Source organism: Streptomyces sp. Ncost-T10-10d (genome assembly GCF_900091955.1).
Lineage (GTDB): Bacteria > Actinomycetota > Actinomycetes > Streptomycetales > Streptomycetaceae > Streptomyces.
On sequence record NZ_FMDF01000049.1, the window covers coordinates 34,075 to 49,978 of the forward strand.

Annotated in this window: 14 protein-coding genes; 12 read left to right on the forward strand and 2 right to left on the reverse strand. The window is 71.7% G+C overall.

Features of this window, described 5'->3' with window-relative positions; genetic code table 11:
- Nucleotides 1-109: 109 nt before the first annotated feature.
- From GA0115254_RS06410 to GA0115254_RS06430, 5 genes are read left to right on the forward strand one after another with little or no spacing between them, the layout of a single operon-like run.
- On the forward strand, nt 110-964 hold the full coding sequence (locus tag GA0115254_RS06410; protein ID WP_370740837.1) for an acetaldehyde dehydrogenase (acetylating): 855 nt from the start codon (nt 110-112) through the stop codon (nt 962-964).
- A 28-nt stretch (nt 965-992) separates the two neighbouring features.
- A complete protein-coding gene (gene dmpG, locus GA0115254_RS06415; RefSeq protein WP_093894311.1) occupies nt 993-2,048 on the forward strand; it encodes a 4-hydroxy-2-oxovalerate aldolase in 1,056 nt (351 codons plus the stop codon).
- 8 nt (nt 2,049-2,056) lie between these two features.
- Entirely contained in the window at nt 2,057-3,241 is a 1,185-nt protein-coding gene (locus tag GA0115254_RS06420; RefSeq protein WP_093894312.1) for an acyl-CoA dehydrogenase family protein, read from the forward strand.
- Between the two features lie 40 nt (nt 3,242-3,281).
- Complete coding sequence (locus GA0115254_RS06425; protein WP_093894313.1) at nt 3,282-4,199, forward strand: VOC family protein; 918 nt, start codon at nt 3,282-3,284, stop codon at nt 4,197-4,199.
- On the forward strand, nt 4,196-5,677 hold the full coding sequence (locus GA0115254_RS06430; RefSeq protein WP_093894314.1) for an FAD-dependent oxidoreductase: 1,482 nt from the start codon (nt 4,196-4,198) through the stop codon (nt 5,675-5,677). Before GA0115254_RS06425 ends, GA0115254_RS06430 begins: the two co-directional genes overlap by 4 nt.
- A gap of 73 nt (nt 5,678-5,750) precedes the next feature.
- On the opposite strand, the gene GA0115254_RS06435 is transcribed toward GA0115254_RS06430, so the two are convergent.
- Both GA0115254_RS06435 and GA0115254_RS06440 read right to left on the reverse strand, forming a co-directional pair.
- Nucleotides 5,751-6,005 carry a ferredoxin gene (locus GA0115254_RS06435; protein WP_256102424.1) on the reverse strand — a complete coding sequence of 85 codons (255 nt, stop codon included), beginning with the start codon at nt 6,003-6,005 and terminating at the stop codon, nt 5,751-5,753.
- The gene (locus tag GA0115254_RS06440) at nt 6,005-7,165 is read right to left on the reverse strand and encodes a Rieske 2Fe-2S domain-containing protein (RefSeq protein WP_093894315.1); all 1,161 of its coding nucleotides are present in this window, start codon (nt 7,163-7,165) and stop codon (nt 6,005-6,007) included. The genes GA0115254_RS06435 and GA0115254_RS06440 overlap by 1 nt, the downstream gene beginning before the upstream one ends.
- A gap of 216 nt (nt 7,166-7,381) precedes the next feature.
- Between GA0115254_RS06440 and GA0115254_RS06445 the strand changes: the two genes are divergently transcribed.
- The 7 genes from GA0115254_RS06445 (at nt 7,382) to GA0115254_RS06475 (ending at nt 15,849) form a co-directional block, all read left to right on the forward strand.
- The gene (locus tag GA0115254_RS06445; RefSeq protein WP_093894316.1) at nt 7,382-8,116 is read left to right on the forward strand and encodes an SDR family NAD(P)-dependent oxidoreductase; all 735 of its coding nucleotides are present in this window, start codon (nt 7,382-7,384) and stop codon (nt 8,114-8,116) included.
- A gap of 131 nt (nt 8,117-8,247) precedes the next feature.
- A complete protein-coding gene (locus GA0115254_RS06450; protein ID WP_093894317.1) occupies nt 8,248-9,408 on the forward strand; it encodes a steroid 3-ketoacyl-CoA thiolase in 1,161 nt (386 codons plus the stop codon).
- Nucleotides 9,409-9,418: 10 nt separating this feature from the next.
- The gene (locus GA0115254_RS06455; protein WP_093894318.1) at nt 9,419-11,605 is read left to right on the forward strand and encodes an acyl-CoA dehydrogenase; all 2,187 of its coding nucleotides are present in this window, start codon (nt 9,419-9,421) and stop codon (nt 11,603-11,605) included.
- Nucleotides 11,606-11,607: 2 nt separating this feature from the next.
- The gene (locus GA0115254_RS06460; RefSeq protein WP_093894319.1) at nt 11,608-12,498 is read left to right on the forward strand and encodes a MaoC/PaaZ C-terminal domain-containing protein; all 891 of its coding nucleotides are present in this window, start codon (nt 11,608-11,610) and stop codon (nt 12,496-12,498) included.
- Complete coding sequence (locus GA0115254_RS06465) at nt 12,495-13,142, forward strand: PaaI family thioesterase (RefSeq protein ID WP_093894320.1); 648 nt, start codon at nt 12,495-12,497, stop codon at nt 13,140-13,142. Before GA0115254_RS06460 ends, GA0115254_RS06465 begins: the two co-directional genes overlap by 4 nt.
- Nucleotides 13,143-13,156: 14 nt before the next feature.
- Complete coding sequence (locus GA0115254_RS06470; protein ID WP_093894321.1) at nt 13,157-13,921, forward strand: SDR family NAD(P)-dependent oxidoreductase; 765 nt, start codon at nt 13,157-13,159, stop codon at nt 13,919-13,921.
- A gap of 272 nt (nt 13,922-14,193) precedes the next feature.
- Nucleotides 14,194-15,849, forward strand: a complete 1,656-nt coding sequence (locus GA0115254_RS06475; protein ID WP_093894322.1) for a steroid-22-oyl-CoA synthetase — start codon at nt 14,194-14,196, stop codon at nt 15,847-15,849.
- Nucleotides 15,850-15,904: the final 55 nt, after the last annotated feature.

A 15,904-nucleotide genomic window follows, 5' to 3' on the forward strand; every position in this document is an offset into this window, starting at 1 on the left:
CCGCCCCTCCCGCACCTGTTCTCCGTTCCCACTCGACCCGGATGAGGTTCGAACCGTGACCAAGGCGACCGCCGCGATCGTCGGATCCGGCAATATCGGCACCGACCTGATGTACAAGCTCCTGCGCTCAGCGGACATCGAGCCGCGCTGGATGATCGGCATCGACGAGCAGAGCCCCGGCCTCAAGCGCGCCGCGGACCACGGCCTGCACACGAGCGCCGACGGTGTCGACGCCCTGCTGGCCGGCCAGGAGCGGCCGGACCTGGTCTTCGAGGCCACGTCCGCGTACGTCCATCGGGCCAACGCCCCCAAGTACGCCGAACTCGGCATCCAGGCCATCGACCTGACCCCCGCCGCGATCGGCCCTGCGGTCGTGCCCGCCGTCAACCTGGGCGACCACCTCGACGCACCGAACGTCTCCCTGATCACCTGCGGCGGCCAGGCCACCATCCCCATGGTGCACGCCGTCTCCCGGGTCACCGAGGTGGCGTACGCGGAGATCGTCGCCAGCGTCGCCTCGCCGTCCGCAGGGCCCGGCACCCGGGCCAACATCGACGAGTTCACGCTCACCACCAGCCGGGGCATCGAGACGATCGGAGGCGCCGCCAAGGGCAAGGCCATCATCATCCTCAACCCGGCCGAGCCGCCGATGCTGATGCAGGACACCGTCTTCTGCGCGATCCCTGCCGACGCCGACCGGGACGCCGTCACCGCGTCCATCCACGAGACCGTCGCCCGGGTCGCCACGTACGTACCCGGCTACCGGCTGCGCACCGAGCCGCAGTTCGACCGGCCGACCGCGGTCAGCGGCGGGCTCGCCCGCGTCGCGGTCTTCATCGAGGTGGAGGGCGCCGGCGACTTCCTGCCGCCGTATTCCGGAAACCTCGACATCATGACCGCCGCCGCCACCAGGGTCGGCGAGGGCTTCGCCCAGCGGATCACCGCCCGCCGCGCCGGCGCCTGACCGCCGCTCACCGAGGAGTACACGAGCCATGCCCTACAGCTCAGAGCTGGACATCCGGGTCACCGATTCGTCCCTCAGAGACGGATCGCATGCCAAGCAGCACCAGTTCACCGTCGCGCACGTCACCTCCGTCGTCGCCGCCCTCGACGACGCGGGCGTGCCCGTCATCGAGGTCACGCACGGCGACGGACTCGGCGGATCGTCCTTCAACTACGGCTTCAGCCACACCCCCGAGCAGGAGCTCATCAAGGCCGCGGTGAAGACCGCCCGCCGGGCGAAGATCGCCTTCTTGATGCTGCCCGGCCTCGGCCTCCAGGACGACATCCGTGAGGCGGCCGGCAACGGCGCCGCGATCTGCCGGATCGCCACCCACTGCACCGAGGCGGACATCTCCGTCCAGCACTTCGGACTGGCCCGCGAACTCGGCCTGGAGACCGTCGGGTTCCTCATGATGTCGCACAGTCAGCCGCCCGAGGTGCTGGCCCGGCAGGCCCGCATCATGGCCGACGCCGGCTGCCAGTGCGTGTACGTCGTCGACTCCGCCGGCGCCCTCGTCATGGAGCAGACCAGCGACCGGATCGCCGCCCTGGTCGCCGAGCTCGGCGAAGACGCCCAGGTCGGTTTCCACGGCCACGAGAACCTCGGCCTCGGCGTCGCCAACTCGGTCCTCGCGGTACGCGCCGGAGCCACACAGATAGACGGATCCACCCGCCGCTTCGGCGCGGGCGCCGGCAACACGCCCGTCGAGGGGTTCGCCGCCGTCGCCGAGAAGCTGGGCATCCGTACCGGCATCGACGTACTGAAGATCATCGACGCGGCCGAGGACGTCGTGCGGCCCGTCATGGACGGCGAGTGCCTGCTCGACCGGCTGTCGCTGACGATGGGCTACGCCGGTGTCTACTCCAGCTTCCTGAAGCACGCCGCCCGTCAGGCCGCCGCCTACCAGGTCTCCGGGGCCGAGATCCTCATGGAGGCCGGCCGCCGCAAGCTCGTCGGCGGCCAGGAGGACCAGCTCATCGAGATCGCGGTCGCCCTTGCGGCGAAGAACCGTTCCGAGAACGCCCAGCACTCCTCGGGGAAGTGAGAACAGCCATGTCCAATCCCGTGCTCGAAGCTGTCGAGGCACGCGCCGACGAGATCCGTGCGCTCGGCCCCGCCAACGAGGCGCTCGGCCGGCTCGACGACCGGGCTGCGCAGATCCTGCGGGACGTCGGGGCGATGCGCATGCTCCAGCCGAAGACGTACGGCGGCCTCGAACTGCATCCGCGCGAGTTCGCCGAGACCGTGATGAGGATCGCGGCCCTGGACGGGGCCAGCGGCTGGGTCACCGGCGTCGTCGGCGTCCACCCGTGGGAGATGGCGATGGCCGACCCACGGGTCCAGGAGGAGATCTGGGGCGAGGACCCCGACACCTGGATCGCCTCCCCGTACGCACCGATGGGCCTGCTGAGACCCGTCGACGGCGGCTACGTCTTCAACGGCCGCTGGCAGTTCTCCTCCGGCACCGACCACTGCCGCTGGATCTTCCTCGGCGGCTTCCTCGCCGACGCCGACGGCAACCGGCTCAATCCGCCGCAGTCCGTTCACGTCATCCTGCCGCGCGCCGACTACGAGATCGTCGACGACTCGTGGGACGTGGTCGGGCTGCGCGGCACCGGCAGCAAGGACGTCATCGTCAAGGACGCCTTCGTGCCGGACTACCGCGTCATCGAGTACAACAAGGTGGTGGACGGTTCCCTGGCCGCGGAGTCCGGGCCGGCCAACCCCGCCTACCGGCTGCCGTTCTCGGCCGCCTTCCCGCTCGGCATCACCGCCGCCGTCATCGGCATCTGCGAGGGCGCACTCGCCCACCACCTCGACTACCAGCGCACCCGGGTGCAGATCACCGGCCAGGCCGTGAAGGACGACCCGTACGTGCTGTACGCCATCAGCGACGCGGCGGCCGAGATCGCGGCCTCCCGCGCGGCGCTGTTGGACAACATCTGCCAGATGTACGACGCGGTCGCCGCCGGCGAGGAGATCAGCTTCGAGCGGCGGGCCGTCGGCCGGCGTACCCAGGCCGCCGCCGCCTGGCGGGCCGTCCGCGCGGTCGACGAGGTCGTCGCCCGCTCCGGTGGCAACGCGATGCGGCTGGACAACCCGATCCAGCGCTTCTGGCGCGACGCGCACGTGGGCCTCACGCACGCCATTCATGTGCCGGGATCCGTCTTCCACGCCTCGGCCCTCACCGAGATCGGTGTCGAGCCGCCGCAGGGCCCGATGCGCTCGATGATCTGAGGCTTTCGTCCGGAGCAGGTTGGTACAGAAAGGAATTCCCATGACGCAGATCCGCGGACTCGGATATCTCCGGGTCCAGACCCGTGACGTCGCCCGCTGGCGCGAACTCACCGTGGACGCACTCGGTTTCGCCGAGGGCTCCGGGCCGGACCCGGACGGCCTGTACCTGCGTATGGACGAGCGCCGCGCCCGGCTCGTCGTCCTGCCCGGAGACAACGACCGGGTGCTGTCGATCGGCTGGGAGGTGCGGGACCAGTTCGCACTCGCCGCCGTCTGCCGCGCCGTGGAGGCATCCGGTACGGCGGTGAAACCGCTCGGTCGGCAGGAGGCCGACGACCGGGGCGTCGAGCAGGGCATCACCTTCGAGGATCCGGCCGGAGTGTCCGTCGAGGTGTTCTTCGCCCCGATCCTCGACCACAGTCCCGTACTGACCAAGCTCGGCCAGCGGTTTGTCACCGGCGGCCAGGGGATGGGACACATCGTCCTGCCCACCACCAGCCCCGACGAGACGATCGCCTTCTACACCGAGGTGCTCGGCTTCCTGCCGCGCGGCTCGATGCGGCTCGGCGGCGGGTCGCCCCGCAGGGTGCGCTTCATGGGCATCAACGAACGCCACCACAGCCTCGCCGTGTGCCCCGCCCCGCACGGCGAGGCGCCCGGCCTCGTGCACCTGATGGTCGAGGTGGACAGCCTGGACGCGGTCGGCCGCGCCCTCGACAACGTGGCCGAGCAGGGCTTCTCGCTCTCCTCCACCCTGGGGCGGCACACCAACGACAAGATGGTGTCGTTCTACGTGCGCGCACCCGGCGGCTGGGACATCGAGTACGGCTACGACGGAATGCGCGTCGACGAAGCGCACTACACCGCCGAGGAGATCACCGCCGACAGCTACTGGGGTCACGACTGGTCCGGCTCCGAACCCCTCGCCGCCTTCACTCCGCCCGGGACGGCCACATGAGAGCGGCCCGGCCGGTGACACCGGTCCCCGCCGGGACCGTCGACCACTACGACGGGGAAACCGATGTGCTGGTCGTCGGCTTCGGATGCGCCGGAGCAGCCGCCGCGTACGAGGCTGCCGCGGCGGGCGCCGACGTCCTCGTCCTGGAGCGGGCCGGCGGCCCCGGCGGGTCCTCCGCCCTGTCCGGCGGCGAACTGTATCTCGGCGGCGGAACCCCGGTGCGGCGCGCCTGCGGCTTCGAGGACAGCGCGGACGACATGTTCGCCTATCTCGACGCCGCGCTCGGGCCGCACGCCGACCAGGAGAAGCTGCGCCTGTACTGCGACGGCAGCACCGAGCACTTCCAGTGGCTCGTGGACCGCGGGCTGACCTTCGAGCCGACCCTGTGGGACGCACCGACCTGGATGCCGACCACCAAGGACGGCCTGATGTGGCTGGGCGAGAACGCCTGGCCGTACAACGAGATCGCCCGCCCCGCGCCGCGCGGCCACCGCTGCGCGACCGACTCGTTCGGCGGCTGGCTGGTGATGGAGAAGCTGATCGCCGCCGCGGAGGGCGCCGGAGCCGTCGTGCACGTCGACACCCGGGCCACGGCACTCGTCGTGGACGACGGCGGACAGGTCGTCGGGGTCGGCGCCCGCCGTCACGGCCAGGACCTCGTCTACCGGGCCCGCAAGGGGGTCGTGCTGACCACCGGCGGGTTCGTCGACAACGAGGAAATGCTCGCCGATCACGCCCCGCACCTCCTCGGCCACGACAAGGTCAGCGACGGACTGGACGACGGCAGCGGCATTCGCATGGCGGCCGCAGTCGGTGCCGCCACCCGGCGGATGGGTGTGGTCGAACTGGCGCTGACCGCGCTGCCCGCGATGGTCACCCGGGGCATGCTGGTCAACGCCCACGGCATGCGCTTCATCAACGAGGACGTCTATCCCGGACTGTTCAGCGTGGCCGCCGTGCTGACCCAGCCCGCCCCCTACTGGGTGATCATCGACGAAGAGGGATACGAGTCGATCCCCGAGCGGGAACGCTGGGGCGTGGTTCCCCGGTTCGTCACGGATACCCTGGCGGAGCTGGAGACCGAACTCGGGATGCCGCAGGGCGCCCTGGAGTCCACGGTCGGCACCTACAACACGCATGCGGCGAGGGGCCAGGACCCGTACTTCCACAAGGACCCGCGCTGGCTCAGGCCGTTGACGGGGCCGTTCGCGGCGGTCGATCCGCGGGCCGGCTTCCACCGGGGCGGCCGTCCCGGTGCGGGAGCCGGAACGGGGGCCGCCGGGTTCACTCTGGGCGGGCTGCACACCACCGTGGACGGTGCGGTGCTCGACGTGTCCGGCCGTCCCGTCCCCGGACTGTTCGCCGCGGGGCGGGCCTCGTCCGGCATCCACGGCGAGGGGTATGTCAGCGGCACGTCCCTCGGGGACGGGACGTTCTTCGGCCGCCGCGCGGGTGTCGTCGCGGCAGGCGGCGCCTGAACCGCACAGCAGAGGCCGGGTACGTGCTGTCGGCGCGTACCCGGCCTCTGCTGTGCGTTGCTGCGTGCCGAGGTCAGGCGCCGCCGCCGTCCACGAGTGCGATCGTGCCCCGCAGCGCGGCCTCGCGGATCGTGTCACGCAGGGATCCGCAGCCCTCGAAGGCCGCACCGGCTCCCTCGCGCTCGGCGCAGAGAGCCACCGCCCTGCCGTTCCACTGCACACTCGTCTGCTGCCAGCTGCTCTTGCGTACCAGCACCTGCGCGGTGCAGCGTTCGCACGCCAGCGGCCGCATCGGCGCTCCGTCGGCGAGCCGGTTGTCGACCCGCATCAGGCCGGCCGGCCCTCGGCGACGGCGGCCCTGCGGGCGAGGTTCGCCTCGACCTCCTTCTGCCATGCCTCGACGGGGCGTGTGGTGTCCAGCTCGAACTCGAAGCGGTCCGTCATCTCCGGCTTCACATCGGCCACGTCCACGTAGAACTGCTCGTACCAGCGCCGCAGTTGGTAGACCGGCCCGTCCTCTTCGCAGAGCAGGGGGTTGTCGATGCGGGCCTTGTTCTGCCAGATCCGGATGTCCTGCTCGAAGCCGAGCTTGATGAACTGGGCCATTCCCGCCGCGAGTTCGTCGGCCTCGCTGCCCGACATCGACGGTGACCGCTTGACGATGATGCCGTACTGGAGCACGAACCTGTCGGCATCGACCGGATAGTGACAGTTGATCAGGACCGCATGCTGGTCACCGGTGTCGAAGTGGTAGGTGAGGTCGTCGATCATGAAGGACGGGCCGTGGTAGGAGGCCAGCGAGTTGCTGCCGGTGGTCTTCGGCTTGTCGCCCTGTTCCTGGGGGCGGGCATCGGGACGGCCGGTCGCGCGCATGTGCTGGGTGGCGGTGTGGCCCTCGAAGACGTTCTTGAAGAACGTCGGGAAGGAGTAGTGGACGTAGAAGAAGTGGGCCATGTCCACGACGTTGTCCACGACTTCGCGGCAGTTGGCGTCGATGGTGGTCTCGTACCAGAGCCAGTCGGTCCACTCGTCGCTCGTCGCGCCCTCGATCCTGGGGATGGCCACGTCGGCGGGCGGAGGATTGCCCTCCGGGTCGTTCCAGACGAAGAGCAGGCCGTCCTGGTCCAGCGTCGTCCAGGATGCCGTGCGGGCCCGCAGCGGCACCCGCTTGGAGTACGGGATCTGCTTGCAGCGGCCGTCACCGCCCCAGCGCCAGTCGTGGAACGGGCAGGCGACCTCATTGCCCTTGACGGTTCCTTGCGAGAGGTCACCGCCCATGTGGCGGCAGTAGGCGTCCAGGACGCTGAGGGTGCCGTCGCCCGCCTGGAACACCACGAGCTTCTGGCCGAACGCCCGGACCGAGTGCGGCTTCCCGTCCCTGTACTTATCCGCGAGCCCCAGGCAGTGCCAGCCGCGCGCGAAACGCGTGGGTGCCGCTGCGGCTTCGATGGCCCTGACCTCGTCGGGTGCTGACTCGACTGCGCTCACGTTCTCTCATCCCCTTAAGGACGCATGGTTTCCAGGTTCCCGGACGGTAGGCCCGCGCGCCGGTGCCGGGCCGGGGGAGTCCCACTGACCGGAACCGGTCCTCCGGGGCCGGTCGAGGGCCCGTCCCGGTCGGTGGGACCGGGGCTTCGCGATGCCGTCGGCCGCGAGTACCGTGCCCCGCCCTGTCCACCGGCAGCCACTGCGAAGGAGCCCGTGATGAACCGATTCGACGGCGTGAAGGTCCTGCTCACCGGGGCAGGATCGGGGATCGGGCGGGCGACAGCGCTGCGCCTCGTGTCCGAGGGGGCGGCCGTGTTCGCCGTGGATCTCGCGCACGGGGGCCTGGCGGACACCGCCGCGGCGGCTGACGGGCCGGGGCGGATCGTGACCCGGGTCGCCGATGTCGCCGACGAGGACGCGGTGGTGGCGAGCGTCCGGGCCGCGGCCGAGAGCCTCGGCGGCCTCGACGTCCTGGTCAATGTGGCGGGAATCCACCGGACGACTCCGACCGCGGCCGACATGGAGCGGCTCTTCGCGGTCAACACGGTGGGCACGGCACTGTTCTGCCGGGAGGCGCTGCCCCATCTGCCGGACGGCTCGGGCGTCATCGTCAACGTCGCGTCGTCGGCCGCAGCCCACGGGAACCCGTACATGACCGCGTACGCCGCCTCCAAGGGGGCGGTCCTCGGCTTCTCGCTGTCCCTGGCCGCCGAGGTCGCGCACCGCGGCATCCGGGTCGTGCCCGTGTCGCCCGGCTCCGTCGCCACCCCGCTGGTGGGGCCGCACGTGCTGCCGCCGGATCTCGACGCCTCGTACTACGCGCGGATCCGCGCACCGTTCGGCGCCGCGCAGCCCGAGCAGATAGCCGGGGTGATCGCCTTCGCGGCGTCCCGGGACGCGGGCCACCTCACCGGGGCGGAGCTCCGGGTCGACGGCGGATCCCACATCTGACGCAGCGACCGGCCCATGGAATCGCCGGGCCACTGAGCGGGACTGACTCTTGCTTGTTTCGAGAATGAATTCTAATTTTCGATTCATCAGTGTCCCGGCCCAACGGGCCCCTCACACCCTTATGGAGAGCCATGACCGAGGCCGTCATCGTCGAAGCCGCGCGCACACCGGTCGGCCGGCGCCGTGGCGTCCTGTCGGGGCTCCACCCGGCAGAACTCCTCGGGCTCGCCCAGAAGGGCCTGCTGGCCCGGGCCGGCATGGCCCCCGACAGCGTGGAGCAGGTCATCGGGGGCTGTGTCACCCAGGCCGGTGAGCAGTCCAACAACGTCACCCGCAACGCCTGGTTGCACGCGGGACTGCCCTGCACCACCGCGTGCACCACCATCGACTGCGCCTGCGGATCGTCCCAGCAGGCCGTGCACCTGGTCGCGGGGCTGATCGCCTCCGGCGCCATCGAGGCCGGCATCGGCTGCGGCGTCGAGTCCATGAGCCGCGTCTTCCTCGGAGCCGCGCTCACCCCCGACAACGGCTCCCCGGCGCCGGACAGCTGGGAACTGGACATGCCCGACCAGTTCACCGCCGCCGAACGCATCGCCCGCAACCGGGGCATCACCAGGGCCGATGCGGACGCCCTCGGCCTCGTCTCCCAGCAGAAGGCCGCCCGCGCCTGGGCCGAGGGCCGGTTCGACGGGCAGATCATCGACGTCCGGGCCCCCGTTCTCGGCCCCGAGGGGCCCACCGGTGAGACCGCCCTCGTCAGCCGCGACCAGGGGCTGCGCGACACCACCCCCGAGGCACTGGCCGCCCTGCGGCCCGTACTTCCCGAAGGCATTCACACCGCCGGCAACTCCTCCCAGATCAGCGACGGCGCCGCCGCCGTCCTGCTCATGAGCCGGGAGCGCGCCGCCCGCGAAGGGCTGCGCCCCCGCGCCCGGATCGTGGCCTCCGCCATGGTCGGCTCCGACCCGTACTACCACCTCGACGGACCCGTCGCCGCCACCGAACGGGTTCTGCGCACCGCCGGGATGACCCTCGCCGACATCGACCTCGTCGAGATCAACGAGGCCTTCGCCTCCGTCGTCCTGTCCTGGGCGCAGGTCCACAAGGCCGACATGGACAAGGTCAACGTCAACGGCGGCGCCATCGCGCTCGGTCACGCCGTCGGCTCCACCGGTGCCCGGCTCATCACCCAGGCCCTGTACGAGTTGGAGCGCACGGGCAGGTCCACCGCGCTGATCACCATGTGCGCCGGCGGGGCGCACGCGACCGCCACCGTCATCGAACGCATCTGAGGGGCGAGCCATGACCATCGGACTCACCCAGGAACACCTGGACCTGCGCGACGCCGTACGCGCCTTCGTCAACCGGCACATCACCGAGGACACCCTCCGCGCGGCGGCCGACGCCGAGAGGGAGACCCTCCCCGCCCACTGGAGCGGCCTCGCCGAACAGGGCGTCCTCGGACTGCACCTGCCGGAGGAGGACGGCGGCGCCGGGTACGGACTCGTCGAACTCGCCGTCGTCACCGAGGAACTGGGCCGAGCCACAGCACCGGGCCCCTTCCTGCCGACGACCCTCGCCTCGGCCGTCCTGCACGCCGCCGGACACCGGACCTACCTCGCCCCGCTCGCCGTCGGCACCACCCTCGGTGCGGTGGGGCTCGCCCCCGGCACCCTCGCCCTGGCCCGTGCCGCCGACGGCGGCGTCACGGTCACCGGCACCTCGGAACTCGTGATCGGAGGACACCTCGCCGACGTGTTCGTGCTGCCCGCGTCCGACAACGGCCGGACCACCTGGCTGGTGCTGCCCCGCGCCGCCGTGGACACCACCGACGTCCGCAGCCACGACCTGACCCGGCGCTCGTCCCGGGTGACCGTGCGGTCGGTGCCGGTTCCCGCCGCCGATCTGCTGGACCTCGACCCGCGGACGCCCGGGGATCTCGCCGCGACGCTGTTCGCCGCCGAAGCCGCCGGGCTCGCCGACCGCTGTGTGACCACCGCCGCGCAATACGCCCGGGTGCGCGAGCAGTTCGGCCGCCGCATCGGCCAGTTCCAGGGCGTCAAGCACCGCTGCGCCCGCATGCTCGCCCAGGCCGAACAGGCCCGCGCCTGCGCCTGGGACGCCGCCCGCGCACACGGCGCCGGGAACCCGGAGGAGGCGACGCTGGCCGCCGCGGTCGCCGCAGCGGTCGGCGTCGACGCCGCGTTCGCCGTCGCCAAGGACTGCATCCAGGTACTCGGCGGCATCGGCTTCACCTGGGAGCACGACGCGCACCTCGCGCTGCGCCGCGCCCAGACGCTCCGGATCGCCCTCGGCCCGGCCGCCGTCTGGCGCCGCCGTGTCGCCCGCCTCGCCCTGGACGGCACCCGCCGCACCCTGGGCGTGGAGCTGCCGCCGGAGGCCGAGACCGTACGCGAGGACATCCGCGCCGAACTGCGTGCGGCCGCCGCCCTGGACGGCAAGGAACGGCTCACCCACCTCGCCGACCACGGCTACACCGCACCGCACCTGCCGGCCCCCTGGGGCAAGGGCGCCGGCCCGGTGGACCAGCTCGTCATCGCCGAGGAGCTGCGGGCCGCGGACCTCACCCCTGTCGACATGATCATCGGCGGCTGGGTGGTGCCCACACTCATCGCCCACGGCGACCCGACCCAGCAGGAACGCTTCCTCGCCCCGAGCCTGCGCGGCGACATCATCTGGTGCCAGCTGTTCAGCGAACCGGGCGCGGGATCCGACCTCGCCGGGCTCACCACCCGCGCCGAGAAGGTGGACGGCGGCTGGCGGATCACCGGGCAGAAGGTGTGGACGTCCATGGCCCGCGACGCCCACTGGGGCGTCCTGCTCGCCCGGACCGACGCGGACGTGCCCAAGCACAAGGGCATCTCCTACTTCCTCCTCGACATGACGAGCCCCGGACTCGACATCCGTCCGCTGCGGCAGATCACCGGGGACGCCGAGTTCAACGAGGTCTTCCTCGACGAGGTGTTCGTCCCCGACGACCTGCTCGTCGGCTCCCCGGGCGCCGGCTGGAAACTCGCCCGGACCACCCTCGCCAACGAACGCGTCGCCCTCTCCCACGACTCGGTCGGCTCCGGTGCCGAAGCCCTGCTGGAGATCGCCGCCGTGTCGGACGGCCTCGACGACGAACAGCTCACCACGCTCGGCGCCCACCTCTGCGACGCCCAGACCGGCGCCGTCCTCGCCCTGCGCACCACCCTGCGCACCGTCTCCGGTCAGCAGCCCGGCGCCGAGGCTTCCGTCTCCAAACTGCTCGGCGTCGAACACCAGCAGCGGGTCTGGGAGACCTGCATGGACTGGCAGGGCGCCGCCGCACTCACCGGCGAGGGCGAACGCCTGGACGCCACCTGGCAGTTCCTCAACGCCCGCTGCCTCTCCATCGCGGGCGGCACGACGGAGGTCCAGCTCAACATCATCGGCGAGCGCATGCTCGGCCTGCCCCGCGACCCCGAGCCCACCGAGAAAGGCTGACCATGCCCATCGACCGCGACAAGGCCCTGACCGCGGACCCGTCCGTCCGCGAGATCCACTGGACCACCCGCGACGTGCTGCTCTACCACCTGAGCCTGGGCGCCGGTGCCGACGCGACCACCGGTCCCGAGCTGCACCTGACCTACGAGAACGGCCTCGGCGTGCTGCCGACCTTCGCCATGGTCGCCGGCGACGGCATCTCCGCCGGCGAGTCCGGCCCACCGGGCTTCCACCTGCCCGGCATCGACATCGACCTGCGGGCCGTGCTCCACGCCGGCCAGGGCCTGCAGGTCCACCGCCCCCTGCCGGCATCGGGCACCGCCACGCTCAGCTCGCGTGTCGCCGAGCTGTGGGACAAGGGCAAAGCCGCACTCATCGTCCTGGAGTCCACGGCCACGGGGCCCGACGGCGAGCAGCTGTGGACGTCCACCACCCGCATCTGGGCGCGCGGCGAGGGCGGCTTCGGCGGCGAGCCGGGCCCGTCGGAGGACTGGACCGCTCCGGACCGTCCCGCCGACACCGTGCTCACCTCCGCCACCACCCCCCAGCAGGCCCTGTGGTACCGGCTCAACGGTGACCTCAACCCGCTCCACGCCGACCCGGCCTTCGCGCGGGCGGCCGGCTTCGACCGGCCGATCCTGCACGGGCTCGCCTCGTACGGCCTCGTCTGCAAGGCCCTCGTCGACGGCGTCCTCGACGGCGACGTCACCCGGCTCACGAGCCTCACCGTGCGCTTCGCCGGACTCCTCGTCCCCGGCGAGTCCCTCGCCACCTCCGTATGGCGCGCGGGACCGGCCGCCGACGGCACGGAGCAACTCGTGCTGCACGCGGCCTGCCCCGAGCGCGAGGGCGCGCCCGTACTCACCCACGCGACGGCGACGGTGACGGCGTGAGCATCCCCTGCGACGAGAGCACCGCAGCGGTCACCGGCCCCCGCCTGGTCGCCGAACCGCACAAGGACGGTGTCGACGCGGCAGTTGCCGCGGCCCGCCGGGTGGTCACCGCCCTGCTGCGCGCCGGCGACGGCACCGGCGCCGATATGAACGAGATCGCCGCCCGGCTCGACGCCGTCGCCGACGGACTCACCGAGAAGGCGTCCTCCATGGAGACACGCCTCGCCGAGATGTGGCGCGGCGAGGGCATCACCCGGCACGACCCCGTCACCGGCCCGGAGAACGCCCTCGCACCGCCGCTGCACCTGCACGGCAAGGAGGACGGCTCCGTCGAAGGAGTCGTCACGCTCGACCTGCCCTACCAGGGTCCGCCCGGTCATGTGCACGGCGGGATCTCGGCGCTGCTCCTCGACCACACGCTGGGTGTGGCCAACCACTGGGGCGGCCCCTCGGGCATGACGGCGGAACTGACCCTGCGCTATCTGCGGCCCACCCCGCTGTTCGAGCCGCTGACGGTCACCGGCCGCCAGATCTCCGTGGATGGTTCGCGGATCCGTACGGTCGGCGAGATCCGGGCCGGCGGCCACGCCTGCGTCACCGCAGCGGGTCTGTTCATCGACAAACAGCTACCCAGGCCGAGTTGAGGGAGGCCGAAACGATGGGAACCCTCGACGGCAAGGTCGCGGTGATCAGCGGTGCCGGACAGGGCATCGGCCAGGGCATCGCTCTGGCCCTCGCCTCCGAAGGAGCCTCGGTGGCCGCACTCGGGCGGACCGCGGCGAAGCTGGAAGCGACCTGCGAGCTGCTGCGCGAGCGGGGGGTGGTGAAGGCCGAGCCGTTCGTTCTCGACGTACTCGACACGGACCGGATCCCCTCCGTCGTGGAGGATGTCGCCGAGCGCTTCGGTGGCATCGACATCCTGGTCAACAACGCCTACACCGGATGCTACGGGCCGCTTCTCTCGCTGAGCGACGAGCAGTTCCAAAGGGGCTTCGACAGCGGCCCGTTCGCGGCGTTCGCCTTCATGAAGGCCGCGCATCCGCACCTGAAGTGCAACGGCGGCGGTTGCGTCATCAACCTCGTCACGTCCGCCATGGTCCGCTGGGACCTGAGCACATACGGGGCTTACGCGGCGGCGAAGTCCGCCCTGCGCTCGCTGACCAGGGCCGCGGCCGACGAATGGGGCCGCGACGGCATCCGGGTCAACGCGATCGCCCCGCACGCAGTGTCACCCGCCTACGCGGGCTGGCAGGCCGCCCATCCGGAGGAGGCCGCCGACTTCTGCGCGTCCATCCCCCTCGGGTACGTCGGCGACTGCGAGCAGGACATCGGCCGCGCCGTGGCGATGCTGTGCGGCCCGGACGCCCGTTACCTGACGGGCGCCACGGTGCCCCTCGACGGCGGCCAGGCCAACTTCGGCTGACCGGGCGGGACAGCCCCCGCCCGGCAGCCCTCCCGGCCAGCGGGACCGTCCGGACCGAGCCGTCCCGCCCGCGGCTAGCGTCGCCACCGGCGCGGCCCGGACCGGATCCGGCCGCGCCGCCGCCTCCGCGACCCCGCGGGCGTCACGTCCGCCATGAACCGCACCGCGGCGGCCACCACCATGAACCGCGCCGCGATCACCACGGGAGCGCCGCGCGATCCGCCCCCGTACCGACACCGGCAGACCCGGCCACCGGGTGAGAGGGACCGACGTTGCCACACGAGACGATTGCCGACCTGCTGCTCGCCCGGACCGAGGACGACCACCCGGGCCTGCTGACCCGTGACAGGTCCTGGACCTGGGGAGAAGTGGTCGAGGAGAGCGCGGCCCGCGCCGCCTGGGCCGGGAAACTGCGTACCGACGGGCCGTTCCACATCGGCGTACTCCTGGAGAACGAACCCGAATACGTCTTCTGGCTGGGGGCCGCCGCCCTCGCCGGCGCGGCCGTCGTCGGTATCAACCCGACCCGCGGCGGCGCCGAACTGGAGCGCGAAGTACGGCACACGGACTGCCAGTTGATCATCACCGACCGGGCGGGACTCACCCTGCTGGAAGGTCTGGACGTGGGGGTGGACCGCGACCGCTTCCTCGTCGTCGGCACTCCGGAGTACGTGTCCGGCATCGCCGCACACGACCGCCTTCCCGTGCGCGCCCCCGACGTCACCGCCGCCACCCGGATGCTGCTGCTCCTGACCTCCGGCACCACCGGCACGTCGAAGGCGGCGATCTGCTCGCAGGGCCGGCTCGCCGCGCTCGGCGTCTCCAACAGCGCCAAGTACGACATCACCCGCAAGGACACCTGCTACTGCCCGATGCCGCTGTTCCACGGAAACGCCCTGATGGCGCTGTGGGCCCCCGCCCTCAGCGCGGGCGCCACCATCGCCCTCACCCCCTCGTTCTCCGCCTCCGGATTCCTCCCGGACGTGCGGTACTTCGGGGCCACCTTCTTCACCTACGTCGGCAAGGCGATCGGCTACGTCCTGGCCCGCCCGGAGACCGCTCAGGACGCCGACAACCGGCTCACCCACGCCTTCGGCACCGAGGCCTCGCCCGAGGACGTGACCCGGTTCCGGGAGCGCTTCGGCTGCCGTCTCATCGAGGGATACGGCTCCAGCGAGGGAGCCGGCATGCTCAAGCGGGTCCCCGACGCGCCCACGGGCGCGCTCGGCATGCCGGCCCGCGACGGCGTCCGCATCGTGCATCCCACGAATCGGACCACCTGCCCGCCCGCCGTACTCGACTCCTACGGCCGGGTGCGCAACCCGGAGGAGGCCATCGGGGAGATCGTCGACACCGAGGGCGCCGCCCGCTTCGAGGGCTACTACAACAACGAGGCGGCGAACGCCGAACGCGTCCGGCACGGCTGGTACTGGACCGGCGACCTCGGATACGTCGACGAGGCCGGCTACTTCTACTTCGCGGGCCGCTCCGGCGACTGGATCCGCGTCGACGGCGAGAACATATCCGCCCTGCTCACCGAACGCATCCTGCGCAGGCACCCCGGGGTCGTCGCCGCCGGAGTCTTCGGTGTACCCGACCCACGCTCGGGCGACCAGGTCATGGCCGCCGTCGAGATCGCCGCCGGTACCCGCTTCGAGGACCTGGACCTGCCCGGCTTCCTGGACCGCCAGGAGGACCTGGGCACCAAGGGAGCCCCCCGCTTCGTCCGCGTCTCGCACGCGCTGCCGACCACCGGCTCCAACAAGCTGCGCAAGAAGGAGATGCAACTCGACGGCTGGCGCACCGACGACCCGGTGTACCGCTGGGCCGGCCGGGGCCGGCCCGCGTACACGCCGATGACCGACGAGGACAAGGCCGCCCTGCGCGGCGAGTTCCTGACCAACGGGCGCGGACGTTTCCTTCCCTGAGGGGACATCAGCACCCTTCCCTGCGACGACCACCGCGGCGACAACCGAGGAGAAC